The organism is Pseudomonas artemisiae, from assembly GCF_057128685.1.
In genome coordinates this window covers 35,013-53,111 of the sequence record NZ_JBSKHS010000012.1, presented here as the reverse complement: position 1 = coordinate 53,111, position 18,099 = coordinate 35,013, and the positions used below count along the sequence as shown (strand labels likewise).

Genomic DNA, 18,099 nt, shown 5'->3' with positions numbered 1-18,099 from the left:
TCAGCCCCGGGTGGCGTTAGGGTTTTCCTGAGGCACCAACAGCGCAGGCGCGCCCAAGGGGTGGGCTGTAGCGTCGAAAAACGCTAATTGCACACGATCGCCAAGCAGCTGCTGGTAACGCTGTTTCTGGCTGATGATCCAAGGGGCGCTCAAGGGGAAAATGCCTACCGCCATGCGTTCGATGGGCGCTTGGCGCAAAGCCGCCAGCAAGTGATCGTCCTGGCTGCCTAATTGGTGGCCAAACAGGCATAGCGGGCCCTGGTGAGCCGCAAGCACGCCCAGGCCATGGGAAAGGTAGTCCGAGCCGCGTATGACACGCAGTTTGTCTACGCTAAGGCCTTCATTGACGAACAGCGGTACGTCCCCTGGGGCATTGATGGCAAAGCCGTCCAGCAGCTCGCCCCCCGCAGCGGCCCTGCGGCGCGTGGCGCCGTCCCGATCCTTGAGCAGGTGCAACCCGCCGTGCAGGTACAACAAACGGTGGTCCCCCTGGGCGGGGCGACGAGGGTCGAAACCTGCATCATCGTCCAGCCCGTCGTCAAACCCTTCCGGTGCCTCCCACACCGCCCAATGGCAGAGCAGGTCGTAGTTGCTCGAGTACACACAGGGGTACTCGCGCAATGCCTGGTTCAAGGCCAAGCGGGTGCTGCTGGTTAGCAAGCGCCAGGGCAGGTGAACGCTACGCATGGCGTGAATCAGCGCTTCTTTGATCGCGTAATAGCGGTTCAGTGGGCCAGAGGCCCCGATGGCCAGGGCCGCGTTGACCCGCGTGGTGATGTTGAGGCTGCTCAAGGCTTGCTCGAAGCTCTGGCTACCCAGGGCCTTGAACAGGGCCAGGTCGGTTTGCCCCAGGGGGCGATTGCGAACCTTTTGCGCCCGCTCGAACAGCGAGTCGTAGGCAAAACCACGCCAAACCGCCCGGCTGGCGCCGTTGCCCAGGAGTAGCCCGGTGCAATGGCCGGCCAAGGGCATGTCTTTCCAGGCGGGAAGGGAGGCGTCGAACACAGAGGAATTCATGGCAGGCGAGTATCAGTGGTCTGAGGCAAAACACGACTTTAGCACGGGTACCCTAGGCTGAGCGTACGCGAGCAGCCTGGGCGCGCCGCTGCGCTATGCTTGATGGCTTGCCCCGTTAACCTACATGCCTGAAAGGAGCACTGCTTGTGAATGTAGATGCAAAGCACCTGTGGACTGCCGCCTTGTTTTGCCTGGCGATGACCACCGGGCCGGTTCTAGCCGCGGCGCCGTCGCCGCGGGAACTGGCCCGCAAGGCTGACATTCCTTACCCGGCGGTGATTGCTCACCGTGGCGCCAGCCATGATGCGCCAGAGTCCACCAAGCCAGCCTATCTGGCGGCCCGGGAGCTGGGCGCGGATTACCTGGAAATGGACCTGCAGCGCACCCGCGATGGTCAGTTGGTGGCTTTCCACGATGATACCTTGGTGCGCACCACCGACGTCGCGGTCCGCTTTCCAGAACGTCGGGAACGCCCCATCAGTGACTTCACCCTGGCCGAGCTAAAACAGCTGGACGCCGGGAGCTGGTTCAATCGCGCCCACCCGGAACGCGCCCGGGCAGCCTTCGCTGGAGCCAAGGTACTAACGCTGGATGAAATCATCGATATCGCCGAGGCGGACCCCGCTCACACAGTAGGTTTGTACATTGAAACCAAAGTGCCAAACCTATACCCCGGCATTGAGGCGGACCTCAAGGCCAAGCTGACCGCCCGTGGCTGGTTGACCCCCAACGGGGACCTGGCGCCTGGCCGCCGCGTGGTATTGCAAACCTTCGAAAAAGCCAGCCTCCAGCTGCTTGCCAAGGAAATGCCCAAGGTGCCGAAGGTGCTGCTGCTATGGGTGGGAGAGGGCAGTATCGAGCCTAAATCCAAAGTGACCTTTGCCGCTTCCGGTGCCAAGGACAAGGCCGCGTGGTACGCGACTCAACAACCTGCCAGCGAGCAGGCATTCACTGAATGGGTAAGCTTCGCCCAGGCGCACGGCGCGGTTGGCACTGGCCCCTCGGCGGCACTCACCCAGGGAGGCGACCAGAGTTACATGGACCTGATTCAGCCGTGGATGAACACCATCACCCACGACAAGGGCCTACTGATTCATGTGTACACCGTGGATGATCCGGTGGACTTTGCCAAGGTCAAAAACGCAGGCGTGGACGGTGTGTTCAGCAACCGCGCTGGCGAGTTGCTTAAATTCTACGGCCGCCCCGCCAAACGTTCCGTACAGGACATCCTTGCCGCCGAAGGCTACTGACCCGCCCCACCTGTGTGCAACGCCGCGATCCAACGGCTCAAGGGGTCGGCGTTGCGCTCAAGGGTATCCAGCGCGTCCCGCACACTCCCCGCGGTCGCCGCATCCTCCCCGCGCACCTCCACCCACAACGCCAGCTCCTCGATCGCCGCGGCCAGCGCGATCTGATTTTCATACATCTTTTCCAACGCATGATGCAGCGAATCAGCCATTGCGCGTACTCCATAGGGCCTGAAAGTAAAGACCCTTAGGGATTCGCGTTGGTGCCGCTCATTGCTTTGACCGGGCCAATTGTTCCCGGGCCATGCCCTGTCCCACAGTTGTAGCCCCTGATTCACCCTGCCCAGCGCACCCAATTAATCCAACTGAACCCTTCCCCTTATCCTGCTGATCTAAGCAAAAACAAGCCCTTGCATTTACAGCCATTGGAGAGCAGCCATGCAGGTACAGGTCAACAGCAACCAGGTCAACGCCGGCGTAGGTTTGCATGACTGGGTAGGCAGCACGATAGAAGACGCCTTGGCGCGGTTTGATGACATGCTTACCCGGGTTGAAATCCACGTTAGCGATGAAAATGCCGGCAAGGCCGGTGCTCAGGATAAACGCTGCCAGATCGAAGCACGCCCTAAGGGCCACACGTCCCTCTCCGTGACTCACAAAGCCGAGTCGATGGACCAAGCCGTACAAGGCGCGGCCGACAAAATGTGCCACGCACTGGAACACCTGATGGGCCGCCTGGATGAGACCGTTGTGTCTACCGGCCATCTCACCGCCCCTCCGGTGCTGGAAGACACCCCAGCCGAAGTGGACGCCATGCTCGAAGACGATTTCCTCGCCCGCCGCGAAGCGGCTGGCAAAGAATAATTACCTCATGCCCTGGTCCGGCCTTGCGCTGGGCCGTTCACGCCTTACGCCTGCCCCGCACCTTCCAGATGATAGCCAGCAGCGCCAGCCACCCTAGGCCCGCCCAACAGGCCGCCCGGGTGTCTTCGTAGTAACCCAGCGCCAGCACGATAAACAGCATAAAACCAATCGCCGCCATGGGGCCCAAGGGCCAGAAGGGCACCTTGTAAGCAAGCTCGGCGCTGGTTTGCTTGCCCAGCTGTTTACGCATGGCCACCTGCGACAGCAAGATCATCAGCCATACCCAGACCGTTGCGAAGGTCGCCATGGCCGCGATCAGCACGAATACGTTTTCCGGAATCAGGTAATTAAGCAGCACCCCTACCAGCAATGCGCACGCCATCACCAACACCGTGGCCCAAGGCACGCCGCGTCGTGACACCCGTGCGAAGGCTGCCGGGGCCAGGCCCTGTTTGGCCAAGCCAAAGAGCATGCGCCCGGCACCGAATACATCGCTATTGATCGCCGAGATTGCGGCGCTGATGACGACCAGGTTCAAAATGGCCGCGGCCCAAGGCAAGCCTAGGCCGCTGAAAATCTGCACGAAAGGGCTGCCCTGGCTACCGATCTGCTGCCAGGGAAACAGCGCCATCAGCACCAGCAAGGTCAGCACATAGAACAGTAGAATCCGCACGGGCACGCCATTGATGGCCTGGGGCAGGGCGCGCTGGGGGTCCTTGGCCTCTGCTGCGGCCAAGCCGATGATTTCCACGCCACCGAAGGCAAACACCACCACCGCCAGGGAGGCTGCTAAGCCAGACAGCCCGTTGGGCATGAACCCGCCATGGGCCCACAGGTTACTGAATGCACCTTCGGCCGGGGGATGAAACAGCAGCAGCGCCGTACCACCCACGATCATCGCAACAATCGCGCCTACCTTGAGCAATGACAGCCAGAACTCCAGTTCCCCGAACATGCGTACCGTGCACAGGTTCAGCGCCGCCACCAGGCCAATGATCGTCAGCACCCAAACCCATCGCGGTACCTCGGGGAACCAAAAGCCCATGTACACCCCGAACGCGGTGACGTCGGCCAGGCAGACGATGATCATCTCCAGCGTGTAGGTCCAGCCAGTTACATAACCTGCGAAAGGTCCCAGATAATCCGTGGCATAGGCCCCGAACGAACCGGGGGCGGCATTGTGCATGGCCATTTCGCCCAGCGCGCGCATCACCATGTACACCGCGGCACCGGCGATCAGGTACGCCACCAGCACAGCGGGGCCCGCCAATTGGATGGCCGACGCCGAGCCATAGAACAAGCCGGTACCGATGGCCGAACCGAGGGCAATGAAACGGATGTGCCGCGAGCTGAGACCGCGTTGCAAGGTAGGGGCGTGGGGCATGAAGAGCGTATCCGGATGAAGTGCGCGGCGCAGGGAGGCTCCGCCGTCCGAGGACTGGCTGGATGCGCCGTAAATCCGAAGTGCCGCGAAAGAAACTGGAGCGGGTGGAGGGAATCGAACCCTCACCTAGAGCTTGGGAAGCTACCGTTCTACCACTAAACTACACCCGCTTGAGCGGTGTACTTTTTACCAGAAAGCTTTTGAAAAAAGAACCTTTTTTTGCGTAAGCAAGCGCTTAGGCCAACTGGGCCAGCTCAACAGTGGTCAGCTCCCGGTACTCCCCGGGTGCCAAGGCAGGGTCCAGCGTCAGAGGGCCAATGGCCAGGCGATGCAGCCGGGTCACTTTATTCTGGAAGTGGCCGAACATGCGTTTGACTTGGTGATAGCGGCCTTCCATCAAGCTCAGGTAGGCCTGGCGTTCGCTCAGAATCTCCAAGTGCGCGGGCTGGGTAGTGATGCCTTCGAAGGCAAAATACAGCCCGGCCTCGAATACCTCGGCGTAATGCGCCTCGATGGGCTGTTCGGTTTCCACGTAATAGCGTTTGGGCAGTTTGCTACCGGGCAGGGTCAGGCGCCGCGACCAGTGCCCATCGTTGGTCAGCAGCATCAAGCCAGTACTGTTGTAATCCAGACGCCCGGCCAGGTGCAGGTCTTCGCGATCACTGGCGCCGAGCAGGTCCAGCACTGTGCGGTGCCCAGGGTCCGATGTGGCGCTTATACAGCCCTGGGGTTTATGCAGCATCAGGTAGCGCGCTGCCTGGCCTTGTTGAATCAACTTACCTTCCACCGCCAGGGTATCGAAGCGGTTCACCTCTACCTCCGGCACCCTCACGGCCTTACCGTTCACCTCTACCTGCCCGAGCGCCAGGGCGAGCCTGGCCCGTTGCCGATTAAAGCCCGGCAGGTTGGCCAGGAACCTGTCAATCCGCATCCGGCGCCTCGGTGGGCCGAGTGAGTTCAGAGGTATTGCCAGCGGCACAGCCTTGGCATAGGCAGGCCACATTGCGCTGGGCTTCAGGCAGGGCGGCCAGGGCTTCAGGGGCTACGGTACGGGTAAAACACCAGCACGGGCCGGGCTGGGCAGTGGCGAAGGCGCATTGGTTCTGGCCGCCACAGGCGGGGCAGGTAGCCGGGTGAGTCATCTAAGGTCTCGAACGCCGAACAGGCTTGCGGGAGGGGCCGGCGATTATCGCATAGCCTTGCCTGACATGGCCTTAAGCGGTGACCCTCAGGTTTTGCAACACGATCGGCCGTGTCCAGGCAGTGTCGAAATCGAATTCCTGTTGCTGGTAGATAAGCGTCTTGGCATCGAAAGGCGCGTTCGGCGGCGGCAGCAGGTCGCTTTCCAGTTCCGCGATCGGCAGGTACAGCGCCCGCGGCTTGGGTGCCGGGCCAGGCTCGACGGCAGGTTGGCCATTGCCCAGTACCCTAGGGCGGCGCCAGCCAGTGTCCAGGTCCAGTTCGAACTGCTGAGTCTGCATCTCTTCGGGCGGGTATGGGCGGGCCGGGGCGGGTAGCAACTGCGTGTCGAATTCTGCAATGGGCAAGAACAATGGCTTGGGCGGCTCGATCACTTGATCGTTGATGTCGCACCCGCGCTGCTCGTTGACCTGCGCCAACCAGCGGCTACCCGCGACCGGTTCGCCGTCGTTGGCAACCTGGGGCAGCGGCAGTGGTAGGTGCAGTACCGCGCCTTCTTCACCGGCCTCGGTGCTGTCTTGCGGCTTGCAGGCGCTGGCGAAAAAATCTTGCCACAGGTGACTGACCCCGCCCAGGGTCTGGGTATTGCGCCGGCTGAAGTTACCAACCGGCGAAACATAACCAACAGGTGGGGAAATCAAATCGGTCATGGCGGTCAGGGGCTCGAAGCTCTGGCAAAATACCGGGCACTGTAGCTATCGGCCGCTCGCGGCGAAGATTTACCCTTTTTTGAGTACACCCCATGCAAGAACGACAAGCGGCGCGCGCCATCCAGGTCATGCCTTTGGGCGCTGCCTTTATCGAGGCCGCGCAGGCCTTGGCAAGCACCCTGGGCTTACCCCTGGTTTATGCTCAGCCCAGCGCAGACTTCGTGTTGCAATTGGGCCCTGTAGGGCTGCAGCTGCGGCAGGTGGGGCCCGGTGCGCCTGGGCCGGTATGGGTCGACTTTCTCGAAGGCGGCGCTGCCCACAGGCGGCAGTTTGGCGGCGGCAGTGGGCAGATGATCGCCAAAGCAGCCGGGTTGCAGCCTGGGGTACGGCCCTCGGTGCTGGATGCTACCGCAGGGCTGGGTGGCGATGCCTTTGTGTTGGCGACCCTGGGCTGCCAGGTGGACCTGATCGAGCGGCAACCGATCATTGCCCAGCTCTTGCGCGATGGCCTGGCGCGGGCACGCCAGGATGACGAAGTAGGGCCGATCGTACAGCGCATGCGCTTGCATCAGGGCAACGCCATCGAGCTGCTGCGCGCGTGGCAGGGCACCGCGCCCCAGGTGGTGTACCTGGACCCGATGTTTCCTCACCGAGACAAAAGCGCCCTGGTGAAAAAGGAAATGCGGCTGTTCCGGCCCTTGGTAGGCGATGACCTGGACGCCCCCGCCCTGTTGGAGGCTGCCCTGGCCCTGGCTACGCATCGGGTGACCGTCAAGCGCCCGCGCAAGGCGCCCCCGATCGAAGGCGTGGCGCCGGCCTTGACCCTGGAGGGCAAATCCAGCCGCTATGATATCTACCCCAAAAAATCCCTCAAGCCTGGCGCCTGACCTGCCGCTGTATCAGCGCATCGGGTTAACAAGCACCTGATCAACGCGTACGCGCAGGGGGTGGGGGTCGCTACCATCAAGCGCCACCGGTACAGCCTGGGTGTTGATCCACAGCAGTTGGCCTGCGGCCTCTATGCGCGCGGTCAATGCGTAACGGTGACCAGCGGTCACACGGCCGCGGTCGTAGGTCAGTTCGAACGGCAGAGGTACCTGCGCGCCGGACGGGCCGGTGTAACGGGCCAGGGGCTGCGCAGGGGCGTCGGCCATGGACACGTCGGCCAAGGTTACGCTAAGTACTGCATTTGGCGGCAGGGCGATGCGTTGGAGGTAAAAGGCTTCGCCGCGCAGGGTTTCGGTGGTTGGCCCAGTACTGCAGGCGCCGAGGGCGAGGGTCATCACAAAGGTAGCAAGGCGCTTCACTGGCACACTCCGGTCCGCAAAAGCCTTTACTGTACTGGATGGCCGCAAGGGGCGCAGCCCGAGGTACGAAGGCGTAAGCCCGGCGTCGTGACCGAGCCTTCACCATAGCGACAAATGGCTAGGTATCCGCCGGTGGCGCATTGGCCGGCAGCGCTTCAGGCACGGCGTCGGGCTCACTGGCGGCCAGTTCATCGCTGCGATGCAAGGTGACCTGGCGAATGGACAGCCGTACCTCCGCTGACAGCACCCGTTTGGCCGCGCCTTCGGCCAACTCGCCCAGGCGAGGGTGATAGCCCAGCTTGCCCTCCAGGTTGCGGTGCACCACTTCGGTATCGATCAGCGCCTGGATAAAGTGGCGGAACAGGCTTTTGTCAAAGAACTCCGGCGCGTTGAGGCCATGCAGGATCGACAGCCGCTGCGCCATGACCGTGGCCAGGTCCTCCAAGGCCTCGGCGGTAAGCCCGTATTGGCCATGGTTGAGCAGCAAGGCTGTTGCCATGTAGAAACGCTGCAAGGTCTGGGTGATGCCCCGCGCCAGTAACGTAAGCAACACGAATTGCCGGGAACTGGGCGCTGGCCGCAGGTAGCTGTCGCCGTCTCGGCGTAGCAACCCCTGGGCCACGAACGCCTCTAGCCACTGATCCATAACGGCGTTCAGCGCTTCCACGGGCCAACGGATGAACAGTTCAGCCTGCAGGTACGGGTAAAGCGCCTTGGCGAAACGCAGCACCTGCAGGCGGTCGATGCGCGCAGAACTCTGGAACAAACTGGCCAGCAACGCAGGCAGGGCGAACACATGCAATACGTTATTACGGTAGTAGGTCATCAACACGGCATTCTGCTCATCCAGATACAGAATCCGCCCCAGGGCGTCGGTTTGCTCGGCCACCAAGCCCATGCCTTTGACGTGTGCGATCAGCCCTTGGCCATCACCCTCGGGCAGGGTGGTATAGGGCGAGTAGGGCACAGTGCGCAATAGCGCCAGGAACAGGTCCAGCACCCGCGCCAACGCGCTTTCATCCAGGGCCTGGCGAGCGGTGGACAGCAGCGCCAGGGCTACCAGGTTAGCCGGGTTGATGGCCGCTGCCTCATTGATGCCGCAGGCTACCCGCTCACCCAGGCGTTGGGTGACCTGGTTCAGCCAGGCAGGCTTGAAGTCAGGCGCCGCGGGCTGGGTACGCCACCCCGGTTGTTGGTGTTCGAGAAACTCGGTGAGCTTGATGGGCTCACCGAAGTTGACGGACACCTGGCCAAAGCGCTGCTTAAGGGCACCCACCACTTTGAAGATGTCCAACAGGGATTCTTTTTTCTTGCTGGCCCCCCGAAGTTCACCCAGGTAGGTACGGCCCTCCAGCACCCGTTCATAGCCGATGTACACCGGCACAAACACAATGGGCGTGCGGGAGGAACGCAGGTAACTGCGCAGGGTGATGGCCAGCATGCCGGTCTTCGGTTGCAGCATGCGGCCGGTGCGCGAACGCCCACCTTCCACGAAGTACTCCACCGGAAAGCCTTTGGTGAAGAGTGTGTGCAGGTACTCGTTGAATACGGCGGTGTACAACGGGTTGCCTTTGAAGGTGCGGCGCATGAAGAACGCCCCGCCGCGTCGCAGCAGCCCGCCAATCACCGGCATGTTGAGGTTGATGCCCGCGGCGATATGTGGCGGCGTCAGGCCGTTGCGAAACAGCAGGTAAGACAGCAGCAGGTAGTCGATATGGCTGCGATGGCAGGGCACATAGATCACCTCATGCCCAGGGGCGATGGCCTGTACCTGTTCGACCTGGCTGACCTTGATGCCATCGTAGATCTTGTTCCAGAACCAGCTGAGCACCACCTCCAGAAAGCGAATGGCGGTATAGGTGTAGTCCGAAGCGATCTCGTTGGCATAGCGCAGGGCCTGGCCTTCGGCACGTTCCGGCGTGATGTTCTCGCGGGCGGCTTCATCGGCGATGGCTTGGCGTACCAGGGAGGCATGCACGAGCCCTTTGACCAAGTGGCGGCGATGGGAAATATCCGGCCCGATTACCGCAACGCGTTGTTGGCGGAAGTGCACCCGCAGCAACCGCTGAGCCATGCGCACGGTCAGCGCTGGGCTTTTGCCAGCGTCGACCAGGCTGCGCAGGGAAATCGGCGGGGCGAATTGCACCCGGGTTTTGCGCCCCAGAATCAGCACCGTGATCAAACGGCGCAGGCGCCCGGTCACTGCCCAGCTGTCGGCGAACAACAGTTTCCAGGGGCTGGACTCGCTGTCCGGAGACAAGCCCCAGAACACGCTCACGGGTACGATCAGCGCATCTTCGCCAGGTTGGGCGGTGCAGGCGTTCACCAGCCGCTGCAGCACCGGCGGCGCGCCGCGTTTATCCTGGCGGCCCAGCCAATCGGGTGCAGGCGTCAGGTAGAAGAACGCGCGCGCTTCAAGGGTTGGCCCTAGGGCGACCGGCAATGCCGGGCGGGGCAGGCCCAGGCGCGCGCACTCATGGTCGACCACCGCCAGGTCCGTAACGGCCGGGCTGTCCAGCACGTAGATGATCGCTTTGCTACGGTCCAGGCTGGCGCCGGTGCCTGGGTTGATGGTTTCCGAGCGTACCCATAGGTAAAGGGTGCGGCGCAGTAAACTGAATGCGAGGCGGTGCAGCACAGAAGGGGTCATACGGGGTTGCTCGGGTAGGCGGTAAAGGAAGGCCTGCGGTACTTAGGTGCGCCAGGTGATTTCCTGCTCTCCATCAGCGCTAACCCGGATCCAGCGGTCAGCGTCTTCCTCGCCTTCTTCCTCCACCCAGCCACCAGGGGCGCAGCGCACTTCCACGCCCAGCGCCAGATGCGCGGCACGAGCACAGGCCAGGTCGTCCGCCCAGGGTGTTTGCTCGCTTTCCAGGTACAGGCTGTTCCATTTGCCAACGGCCATCGGCACCCAGGTCACCGGTACGTGGGCAGCCATGCACTTCCACACGTACCCCTTTTGCGCCCAAGGGGTGCAAGGGCCCAGCGCGCTGGTCAGCCAGGCTGTGATCGCCCTATGGTCGACGTCGGCGTCCTTCAGGTAGATCTCGATATCCGGTTGCTGCATGGTGGGCTCGCTGAGTTGAAAAATCATTGCGCCAAAGCCGAGCTGCCTGGCCCGGCGACGAAGTAATCGTAACGCATCGAAACCGTCACCGTGAAAGGCCCAGGATGGTCGATCACCGCTTGCCGCCGCGGGGCACTGGCGCGCCAGCCGTGGGGGGTCATGGCCAATAGGTTCGCACGGCTTGCGCCGTCGATCAGGCGCAGGCGGTAGGTCAGCACTTCGGTGTGAACCAAACCCATGCCCTCGGGCACTCGGGCCAGGTGTTTATCGTCCACATAATCGCGCACTTCGTCGTACAGCGCCTGGCGCAGCTCCATCAGGTGGTCGCGGGTAGGGCCTACCCGCATCAGACCGCCCCCAGGGGTCAGCAGGCGCCGCGCTTCTATCCAATCCAGCGGGCTGAACACACTGGCGATAAAGTCGCAGCTGGCATCGGCCAAGGGCACCCGAGCCATGCTGGCAACCAGCCAACTGACCCCTGGCGCACGTCGACAGGCCCGTTTCACCGCCTCACGGGAAATATCCAGCGCATAGCCGTCCGCCTGGGGTAGGGCCTGGGCGATTTGCGCAGTGTAATAGCCTTCGCCGCAACCAATGTCCAACCAGCGCCCGGGGTGGCGCTGATGGGCCAGTTCGGCCAGGCGCTCGGCCACGGGTGCGTAATGGCCCTCTTGCAGAAACGCCCGGCGGGCGTCGACCATGGCCTGGTTATCGCCAGGGGCGCGGCTGTTCTTGTGCTGCACGGGCAACAGGTTGAGGTAGCCCTGGCGGGCGCGGTCGAACCTATGCCCTGCTGGGCAGGCAACGCCGTTGCTGGCGCTGGCCAGGGGCGCCGAACACAATGGGCAAGTGAGCATCAGGCGAGCAACTTCACGAGGGTGTGGTAGTAAATGTCCGTCAGCACGTCCAGGTCGCTGGCCAGTACCCGCTCATCTACCTGGTGAATGGTGGCGTTCACCGGGCCCAGCTCTACTACTTGGGTGCCAAGGGTCGCGATGAACCGGCCGTCGCTGGTGCCGCCGCTGGTGGATGGCGTGGTGTCGCGCCCGGTCACCTTTTTAATGGCCCCGGCCACCGCGCCAAGCAGTTCGCCAGGCTGGGTGAGGAACGGCAAGCCAGACAATGCCCAGTCGATGTGCCAGTCCAGGCCGTGCTGGTCCAATAGGCTGGTCACCCGCGCCTGTAGGCCCTCTACCGTGGACTCGGTGGAAAAGCGGAAGTTGAACACCACGGTCAGCTCGCCGGGAATCACATTGGTCGCGCCGGTGCCGCCATTGATATTGGAAATTTGAAAGCTGGTCGGCGGGAAGAAGGCATTGCCATCGTCCCAGTGCTCGGCGGTCAGAGCCACCAACGCGGGCGCGGCCAGGTGGATAGGGTTGCGCGCCAAGTGCGGGTAGGCCACGTGGCCCTGTTTTCCGCGCACGCGCAGGGTAGCGCCGAGGGAGCCGCGGCGGCCGTTCTTGACCACGTCACCCACCAGGGCCGTGCTCGAGGGCTCGCCCACGATGCACCAGTCCAGCCGCTCCTGGCGCGCCGCCAAGCGTTCGACCACCGCCTTGGTGCCGTGGTGCGCCGGGCCTTCTTCGTCACTGGTGATCAAAAAGGTAATGGCGCCACGATGGCTGGGGTAATCCCGCACGAAGCGCTCCGCTGCCACCACCATGGCTGCCAGGCTGCCTTTCATGTCCGCCGCGCCGCGGCCGCAGAGCATGCCATGTTCATCGATCAGCGCATCGAAAGGCGCATGTTGCCAGTCCTGGGCTGGGCCAGTGGGCACTACGTCAGTGTGCCCGGCAAAGCACAATACCGGCCCCTCGTGTTGGCCGTGGCGCGCCCAGAAGTTATCTACGTCCTCTATGCGCATGGGTTCCAGGTCAAAGCCCGCGGCGGCCAGGCGTTGCATCATCAGGCCTTGGCAGTCGGCATCCAGGGGGGTGATGGACGGGCGCCGGATCAGCTCGCAGGCCAGAGCGAGGGTAGGCGAAAGATCAGCGGCGGCCGTCATGGGGTACTCCGGGCAAGGCGGTAAAAAGGCCGAGTATGTTAAAGCAAAAACGCCGCCCCGGCGCCCCCGCTCGGAGCTAGGCGTCGCCCAGGGCGACCTTGGCTGCGCGCCGGAGCGACGGAGCCGCGGAAATCAACGCCATGGTCACCGCTGCCAGATAGGGCAAGGCTTGCACCAGCAGCATCACCAGCCACCAGCGTGCATCTGAGTTCGGCAAACCTTGGGCCAGGCAGATGCCGGTGGCGGCCCCTAAAAGCAATAGCGCCACGTACAGTTCCTCCCGCGCCTCGCTCAGGGCCTTTATCAAGCCGGATCGATGCGCAAGCTTTGGGGTGCGCACGAAAGGCATGCTCTGGGTGAGCAGCCCATACAGCACTGCCTTGCCGATGGTATGAGACAGCGCAAGCCCCGCTACGGCCGCCCACAGTGCTCGGCCCAGGGGCATGTTCAGGTTGCGTTTGTACAGAAACAACGTTTTGCTCACTTTGAAGGCAAACAGCGCCAAGGGTGGAATGGCGAAAATCAGCAGCGGCGGCTCCACCCGGTTCGGCACGATGATCATGGCCCCGGACCACAGCAGCGCGCCAAAGGTAAAGAAGATGTTCATGCCATCGGCGATCCACGGCAGCCAGCCGGCCACGAAATGGTATCGCTGGCCTTGGCTCAAGTGCCCGTCACGCCCCAGCAACAAGGCGCGGGCGTGGCGTTTGAGGATCTGCACTGCCCCATAGGCCCAGCGTGAGCGCTGTTTCTTGAACGCGCTAAAGGTATCGGGCATCAGCCCTTGGCCATAGCTGCGCAGGTGATAGGCCGCCGACAGCCCTGCCTCGAACACCCGCAGCCCCAGTTCGGCGTCTTCACAGATGCACCAGTGTGCCCAGCCCAGGCGGTCGAGCACCTCGCGGCGCACGAGGGTCATGGTGCCATGCTGGATGATCGCGTCGCGGTCATTACGCGTCACCATGCCGATATGAAAAAACCCCTGATATTCGGCATAGCACAGCCGCTTGAACAGGCTCTCGGCCTGGTCGCGGTAGTCTTGCGGGCTTTGCACGATGGCGATGCAAGGGTCGGCGAAATGCGGAACCATGTGCTTGAGCCAATCGGGGTGCACGCAGTAATCAGCGTCCACCACTGCCACTACCTCGGCATCCGCTGCCGTGTGGCCCAGCAAAAAATTAAGTGCGCCCCCTTTAAAGCCTTCGAGGGGCGTTTGGTGGAAGAACCGAAAGCGCGGCCCCAGGGTTGTGCAATGGGCTTGTACCGGCAGCCATACAGCAGGGTCCTGGGTATTGTTGTCGATCACCAGTACTTCGAAGTCTGGATAATCCAAGGCCGCCAGGGCGTCCAGGGTCGCATTGACCATGGCCGGGGGTTCGTTATAGCAAGGCAAGTGGATGGACACCTTCGGCCGTGGTGCCTGCTCGTCAAGAACCGGCGCGAACGGCCGGCGGCGCTTGCGGGTCCACACCGCTTCGGCCAGTTCATGAGCTTCGGTCAGTAACACGATAGACACGCCTACGACCCCCAGCGCCAACAGGGCACCCACGATCAGGCTGAACCAAGTGCTGTACTGTTGGCTGTAGTCATAGGCAATCCACACCAGCACCGACCCACATAAGAAGGCAATAAAGGTCAGGAAGGTACGGCCCCGCTGGCGCAATGCCGAGCCGTCGATCAACAGCAGGGCCAGGGCCAATAGCGCCAGTACCGCCGACGCGGTAGCCAGTAGGCGCCATTGAGGAATCGCCACCACCGGGCCTTCGAAATTGAATTTGGCCTGCCGCTGTGCGTTGAACACGCCCCAATAAGCACCTACGGCGCCTTCGTCGCTGGCCTTCCAAGGCTGGTCGTAGGCCTCTATCACAAAGTAGTCATAGCCCCTGCGGTTAAGGCTATTGACCAGCTTGCGCAGGTACACCGCCTGGTCCGCCTGGTTGGCGTCGGCGCCGCCGCGCATACGGCCATTGCTGGGCCAGCCCACTTCCGACAACAACAACTGTTTTTTCGGAAATTGCTCGCGTAGCTCCCGGGCGCGGTCCAGTACGAACTGCCCGGCGGCGTCCACCTCTATAAATTCCCAGTACGGCAGGATATGGGCTGCGATCAGGTCTACATGGTTGGCCAACGCCGGGTTGTGCGCCCAGATATGCCATTGCTCCGAGGTAGTGACCGGTACCTTCACCGCCGCGCGCACCCGGTCCAGGTAGACCATCAGTTGCTCGGGTGTGACCTCTTCGCGGAACAGTGCCTCGTTGCCCACCACTACCCGGACCACGCTCCGGTAACGGTTGGCCAACTCAATACCCGTGGCGACTTCCTGCTCATTGCGAGCCATGTCATTGCCGATCCAGATCCCTAGGGTAATCTGTAACCCGGCTTCTTGCGCGAGCCGAGGAATGTCAGCTTGGCTACCGGCTACCGAATAGGTACGCAGGCTCTCGGTGTAGTGGGCCAGTTGCTCAAGGTCTTGGCGTATTTCGTCATCGGAAGGGTAGCGGCCTGCTTGAGGGTTTTGGCCAAGCTGAAACGGCGAGTACGAAAACCCCGAGATCCGGTCCGGCCAGGCTGGGGCCGACAGAGGGCGGTTAACCATCGCCCAACAGCCGATGAACAGGGCGGCGATGGCCATGACTGTAACCAGGTTCAGGCCTAACTTGCGGGTGGGCATTAACGACAACGTCCTTGCTTATTCTCAACAGCTGAAACCAACCGGCGGCGAAAGTTGCTTGGGGGTGGTGAATATCGGCTTTCCCTTCGCCTTGGCGCCGGTGCCCGTATAATTGCCGCCTGTTTTAAGAGGTACGGCAATGAGCAGTGATGATCCAAGGTTTGGCGGGGTTGCCCGCTTATATGGGGTACAAGGGCTGGCCCGTTTGCAGGCGGCCCATGTGGCCGTGGTGGGTGTGGGCGGCGTGGGTTCGTGGGCGGCCGAGGCTCTGGCGCGCAGCGGGGTAGGGGAGATTTCGCTGTTTGACCTGGACGACGTGTGCGTAAGCAATACCAACCGCCAGTCCCATGCCCTGGAGGGCACCCTGGGGCAACCGAAGGTAGAGGTGCTTGCCCAGCGCCTGCGGGCGATCAACCCGGCCTGCACGGTGCACGCGGTGGTGGATTTCGTCACCGCCGATACGCTGGCGCAGTACCTTACCGCTGAGCTGGACTACGTAATCGACTGCATTGACAGCGTGAACGCCAAAGCGGCGGTGATTGCTTGGTGCAAGCGGCGCAAGCTGCCGGTGGTCACCACCGGCGGGGCAGGCGGGCAGGTGGACCCTACGCAGATAGGCATCTGCGACCTGAACCGCACCTGGAATGACCCCCTTGCCTCCAAAGTACGCTCCCTGCTGCGGCGCGATTATGGCTTTTCCCGCAATACCTCGCGCAATTACGGCGTGCCTTGCGTGTATTCCACCGAACAGCTGCGCTATCCCTCAGCTGACGGTGGCGTGTGTTCCAGTAAGGCCTTTGTGGGCGAGGGCGTGCGGCTGGACTGCGCCGGGGGCTTTGGCGCGGTGATGATGGTCACCGCTACATTCGGCATGGTGGCTGTTAGCAAGGTAGTGGAGAAGCTGGTAGCCGGCGCGCGGCGGCCATCGGAGCGGCCGCTGCCGCTATCAGTGTAGGAGCTGGCGTTAGCCAGCGAACAAGGTTGGCAACGTTGTGCCATGGGGCATACGGCCCTGTTCGCCAGCTTCGCTGGCTCCTACAGCGAGGGTGTTATTCGTTCACCAACGTTTGTATACGTTGCAACACGGCATGGAGCCCGTTGCTGCGGGAGGGGGTGAGCTGGCGTTGCAGGCCCAGCTCGGCAAACCAGGGCTGGAGGTCCAGTTGCAGCAAGGCTGTAGGCTCCAGGTTATTGATCCTCGCCAATAGCAACGCCAGCAAGCCTCGCAGCAGGCGCGCGTCGCTATAGGCGCGGAATCGCCAGACACCGTTTTCCTTTTCGCCCGCCAACCACACCAGGCTTTCACACCCCATTACCCGGTTAGCCTCGGTACATTCGTTTGGCGCCAAAGGCGCCAGCCGCTCGCCTTCCTGCATCAACAGCCGTGCCCGCGCTTCCCAAGAGTTGCAACCGGCAAAACGCTCTCTGGCCTCGAGGGCCAAGGCCGGCAGGTTCATCTCAATAGCTCCAGAGCGCGATCCAGGGCGTCGAAGAAACGCAGCAGGTCATCCGCTTCGTTGTACAAAGCCAGAGAGACCCGAATGGCGCCATCGAGCCCCAGGGTGTTAAACAGCGGCTGAGCGCAATGAGTGCCCACGCGCACGGCGATGCCTTGATCCGTCAACAGATGCGCGAGGTCCGCGTTATGTACATCTTTCACCACGAAGCTGGCTAGGGCGGCGTCGGGCGCGCCTAATACACGAACGCCTTCGCGATCCCCGAGACCACGTAGCAGGTGCTGATGAAGACACTGTTCGTGATCGCTGACCGCTCGCTCATCCAACGAGCCGAGCCAATCCAGGGTAGCGCCGAGTGCAATGATATTGCCAACGGGCGGGGTACCGGCTTCGAACCCCAGCGGGGCAGGGTGAAAGCTGGCGTCGTGGTAGGTGGCCTGATGGACCATTTCACCGCCAAACTGCCAATGCTTCAACTTGCCCAAGGCTTCGCCCCGGCCATAAAGCACGCCTACACCATCCGGGCCGTAGAGTTTATGGCTGGAAAACACATAAAAGTCGCAGCCCAACGCGGCCAGGTTCTGCCGCCCGTGCACCACCCCCTGAGCGCCGTCCACGATCGATAGTGCCCCCTGTTCTCGGCCCATGGCCACCAGCTGCTCCACGGGTTGGCGCGTGCCTAGCACATTGGATAATTGGCTGACGGCCAACAATCGTGTACGCGGGCCAATGAGCGTGTTCGCCCTGGCCAGGTCGATCCGACCATCGGTGCCCAGTGGCAGGATGACCAACCGCGCATTGCGCCGACGCGCGAGCTGCTGCCAGGGTAAGAGGTTGGCGTGGTGTTCCAGAGCGCTTACGGCGATCTCATCGCCGCTGGCCAGCTGATCTTCCAACCCATAGGCCAACAGGTTGATCGCCGAGGTAGCACCCTGGGTGAAGATGACCTGGGAGGGTGAACCCGCCTGGACCCACTGGGCGGTTTTTTCCCGACAGGCCTCGAACGCCTGGGTGGCCAAGGCGCCGGGCAAGTGCTGAGCCCGGTGCACGTTGGCGGCGCCATGCAGGTAGTAATGGTTCAGCGCATCCAGCATGGCCTGAGGCTTCTGGGTCGTGGCGGCGCTGTCCAGGTAGGTTTGCTGCTGCCGTTCAAGGGCAGCCAGCGCGGGGAAATCCCCCCGCCATGGAGAACGTTGAACCATGTTCGGGCCCTGGCACTGGGCGGCG

General features: G+C 62.5%; 18 protein-coding genes and 1 tRNA gene. 4 read left to right on the top strand and 15 right to left on the bottom strand.

Annotated elements, in window-relative coordinates; all coding sequences use genetic code 11:
* A complete protein-coding gene (locus ACWKV4_RS14820) occupies positions 1-1,017 on the bottom strand; it encodes a DUF4917 family protein (RefSeq protein WP_483832848.1) in 1,017 nt (338 codons plus the stop codon).
* Positions 1,018-1,214: 197 nt separating this feature from the next.
* On the opposite strand from ACWKV4_RS14820, the gene ACWKV4_RS14815 reads away from it, so the two are divergent.
* A complete protein-coding gene (locus ACWKV4_RS14815) occupies positions 1,215-2,267 on the top strand; it encodes a glycerophosphodiester phosphodiesterase (protein WP_483832931.1) in 1,053 nt (350 codons plus the stop codon).
* Here the strand turns inward: ACWKV4_RS14815 and ACWKV4_RS14810 are convergent.
* Positions 2,261-2,476 (bottom strand): hypothetical protein, encoded by a 216-nt coding sequence (locus tag ACWKV4_RS14810; RefSeq protein WP_483832847.1) that lies wholly within the window; start codon positions 2,474-2,476, stop codon positions 2,261-2,263. The genes ACWKV4_RS14815 and ACWKV4_RS14810 overlap by 7 nt on opposite strands.
* A 226-nt stretch (positions 2,477-2,702) precedes the next feature.
* Between ACWKV4_RS14810 and ACWKV4_RS14805 the strand changes: the two genes are divergently transcribed.
* Positions 2,703-3,128, top strand: a complete 426-nt coding sequence (locus tag ACWKV4_RS14805; RefSeq protein WP_483832846.1) for an HPF/RaiA family ribosome-associated protein — start codon at positions 2,703-2,705, stop codon at positions 3,126-3,128.
* 37 nt (positions 3,129-3,165) lie between these two features.
* On the opposite strand, the gene ACWKV4_RS14800 is transcribed toward ACWKV4_RS14805, so the two are convergent.
* The 5 genes from ACWKV4_RS14800 to ACWKV4_RS14780 form a co-directional block, all read right to left on the bottom strand.
* Complete coding sequence (locus ACWKV4_RS14800; RefSeq protein WP_483832845.1) at positions 3,166-4,512, bottom strand: amino acid permease; 1,347 nt, start codon at positions 4,510-4,512, stop codon at positions 3,166-3,168.
* A 96-nt stretch (positions 4,513-4,608) separates the two neighbouring features.
* Positions 4,609-4,682, bottom strand: a tRNA-Gly gene (locus tag ACWKV4_RS14795).
* Between the two features lie 65 nt (positions 4,683-4,747).
* A complete protein-coding gene (locus tag ACWKV4_RS14790) occupies positions 4,748-5,443 on the bottom strand; it encodes a pseudouridine synthase (RefSeq protein ID WP_483832844.1) in 696 nt (231 codons plus the stop codon).
* Complete coding sequence (locus tag ACWKV4_RS14785) at positions 5,433-5,654, bottom strand: cysteine-rich CWC family protein (protein ID WP_483832843.1); 222 nt, start codon at positions 5,652-5,654, stop codon at positions 5,433-5,435. Before ACWKV4_RS14785 ends, ACWKV4_RS14790 begins: the two co-directional genes overlap by 11 nt.
* A gap of 72 nt (positions 5,655-5,726) precedes the next feature.
* On the bottom strand, positions 5,727-6,362 hold the full coding sequence (locus ACWKV4_RS14780) for an energy transducer TonB (protein ID WP_483832842.1): 636 nt from the start codon (positions 6,360-6,362) through the stop codon (positions 5,727-5,729).
* A 128-nt stretch (positions 6,363-6,490) separates the two neighbouring features.
* Here ACWKV4_RS14780 and ACWKV4_RS14775 point away from each other — a divergent pair, with 128 nt between their 5' ends.
* Complete coding sequence (locus ACWKV4_RS14775; RefSeq protein WP_483832930.1) at positions 6,491-7,249, top strand: class I SAM-dependent methyltransferase; 759 nt, start codon at positions 6,491-6,493, stop codon at positions 7,247-7,249.
* 12 nt (positions 7,250-7,261) lie between these two features.
* Here the strand turns inward: ACWKV4_RS14775 and ACWKV4_RS14770 are convergent, their stop codons facing one another.
* From ACWKV4_RS14770 to ACWKV4_RS14745, 6 genes are all read right to left on the bottom strand, one after another.
* Positions 7,262-7,669, bottom strand: a complete 408-nt coding sequence (locus tag ACWKV4_RS14770; protein ID WP_483832841.1) for a YbaY family lipoprotein — start codon at positions 7,667-7,669, stop codon at positions 7,262-7,264.
* A 118-nt stretch (positions 7,670-7,787) separates the two neighbouring features.
* Positions 7,788-10,319 (bottom strand): glycerol-3-phosphate 1-O-acyltransferase PlsB, encoded by a 2,532-nt coding sequence (gene plsB, locus ACWKV4_RS14765; RefSeq protein ID WP_483832840.1) that lies wholly within the window; start codon positions 10,317-10,319, stop codon positions 7,788-7,790.
* A 42-nt stretch (positions 10,320-10,361) separates the two neighbouring features.
* Complete coding sequence (locus ACWKV4_RS14760; protein ID WP_483832929.1) at positions 10,362-10,736, bottom strand: hypothetical protein; 375 nt, start codon at positions 10,734-10,736, stop codon at positions 10,362-10,364.
* Positions 10,737-10,759: 23 nt separating this feature from the next.
* On the bottom strand, positions 10,760-11,593 hold the full coding sequence (locus ACWKV4_RS14755; RefSeq protein ID WP_483832839.1) for a putative RNA methyltransferase: 834 nt from the start codon (positions 11,591-11,593) through the stop codon (positions 10,760-10,762).
* On the bottom strand, positions 11,593-12,744 hold the full coding sequence (dapE, locus tag ACWKV4_RS14750) for a succinyl-diaminopimelate desuccinylase (protein ID WP_483832838.1): 1,152 nt from the start codon (positions 12,742-12,744) through the stop codon (positions 11,593-11,595). The genes ACWKV4_RS14755 and dapE overlap by 1 nt, the downstream gene beginning before the upstream one ends.
* Before the next feature lie 76 nt (positions 12,745-12,820).
* Positions 12,821-15,415 carry a glycosyltransferase gene (locus tag ACWKV4_RS14745; RefSeq protein ID WP_483832837.1) on the bottom strand — a complete coding sequence of 865 codons (2,595 nt, stop codon included), beginning with the start codon at positions 15,413-15,415 and terminating at the stop codon, positions 12,821-12,823.
* A gap of 139 nt (positions 15,416-15,554) precedes the next feature.
* Between ACWKV4_RS14745 and tcdA the strand changes: the two genes are divergently transcribed.
* Positions 15,555-16,370 carry a tRNA cyclic N6-threonylcarbamoyladenosine(37) synthase TcdA gene (tcdA, locus tag ACWKV4_RS14740; protein WP_483832836.1) on the top strand — a complete coding sequence of 272 codons (816 nt, stop codon included), beginning with the start codon at positions 15,555-15,557 and terminating at the stop codon, positions 16,368-16,370.
* A gap of 94 nt (positions 16,371-16,464) precedes the next feature.
* Here tcdA and ACWKV4_RS14735 read toward each other — a convergent pair whose 3' ends face one another.
* Both ACWKV4_RS14735 and ACWKV4_RS14730 read right to left on the bottom strand, forming a co-directional pair.
* Entirely contained in the window at positions 16,465-16,872 is a 408-nt protein-coding gene (locus ACWKV4_RS14735) for a SufE family protein (RefSeq protein ID WP_483832835.1), read from the bottom strand.
* Positions 16,869-18,074 carry an aminotransferase class V-fold PLP-dependent enzyme gene (locus tag ACWKV4_RS14730; RefSeq protein WP_483832834.1) on the bottom strand — a complete coding sequence of 402 codons (1,206 nt, stop codon included), beginning with the start codon at positions 18,072-18,074 and terminating at the stop codon, positions 16,869-16,871. Before ACWKV4_RS14730 ends, ACWKV4_RS14735 begins: the two co-directional genes overlap by 4 nt.
* Positions 18,075-18,099 lie beyond the last annotated feature (25 nt).

Coding starts and splice junctions, on each gene's coding strand:
- ACWKV4_RS14820 (WP_483832848.1), bottom strand. CDS start 1,017: ATGAATTCCTCTGTGTTCGACGCCTCCCTTCCCGCCTGGAAAGACATG.
- ACWKV4_RS14815 (WP_483832931.1), top strand. CDS start 1,215: ATGACCACCGGGCCGGTTCTAGCCGCGGCGCCGTCGCCGCGGGAACTG.
- ACWKV4_RS14810 (WP_483832847.1), bottom strand. CDS start 2,476: ATGGCTGATTCGCTGCATCATGCGTTGGAAAAGATGTATGAAAATCAG.
- ACWKV4_RS14805 (WP_483832846.1), top strand. CDS start 2,703: ATGCAGGTACAGGTCAACAGCAACCAGGTCAACGCCGGCGTAGGTTTG.
- ACWKV4_RS14800 (WP_483832845.1), bottom strand. CDS start 4,512: ATGCCCCACGCCCCTACCTTGCAACGCGGTCTCAGCTCGCGGCACATC.
- ACWKV4_RS14790 (WP_483832844.1), bottom strand. CDS start 5,443: ATGCGGATTGACAGGTTCCTGGCCAACCTGCCGGGCTTTAATCGGCAA.
- ACWKV4_RS14785 (WP_483832843.1), bottom strand. CDS start 5,654: ATGACTCACCCGGCTACCTGCCCCGCCTGTGGCGGCCAGAACCAATGC.
- ACWKV4_RS14780 (WP_483832842.1), bottom strand. CDS start 6,362: ATGACCGATTTGATTTCCCCACCTGTTGGTTATGTTTCGCCGGTTGGT.
- ACWKV4_RS14775 (WP_483832930.1), top strand. CDS start 6,491: ATGCCTTTGGGCGCTGCCTTTATCGAGGCCGCGCAGGCCTTGGCAAGC.
- plsB (WP_483832840.1), bottom strand. CDS start 10,319: ATGACCCCTTCTGTGCTGCACCGCCTCGCATTCAGTTTACTGCGCCGC.
- ACWKV4_RS14760 (WP_483832929.1), bottom strand. CDS start 10,736: ATGCAGCAACCGGATATCGAGATCTACCTGAAGGACGCCGACGTCGAC.
- ACWKV4_RS14755 (WP_483832839.1), bottom strand. CDS start 11,593: ATGCTCACTTGCCCATTGTGTTCGGCGCCCCTGGCCAGCGCCAGCAAC.
- dapE (WP_483832838.1), bottom strand. CDS start 12,744: ATGACGGCCGCCGCTGATCTTTCGCCTACCCTCGCTCTGGCCTGCGAG.
- ACWKV4_RS14745 (WP_483832837.1), bottom strand. CDS start 15,415: ATGCCCACCCGCAAGTTAGGCCTGAACCTGGTTACAGTCATGGCCATC.
- tcdA (WP_483832836.1), top strand. CDS start 15,555: ATGAGCAGTGATGATCCAAGGTTTGGCGGGGTTGCCCGCTTATATGGG.
- ACWKV4_RS14735 (WP_483832835.1), bottom strand. CDS start 16,872: ATGAACCTGCCGGCCTTGGCCCTCGAGGCCAGAGAGCGTTTTGCCGGT.
- ACWKV4_RS14730 (WP_483832834.1), bottom strand. CDS start 18,074: ATGGTTCAACGTTCTCCATGGCGGGGGGATTTCCCCGCGCTGGCTGCC.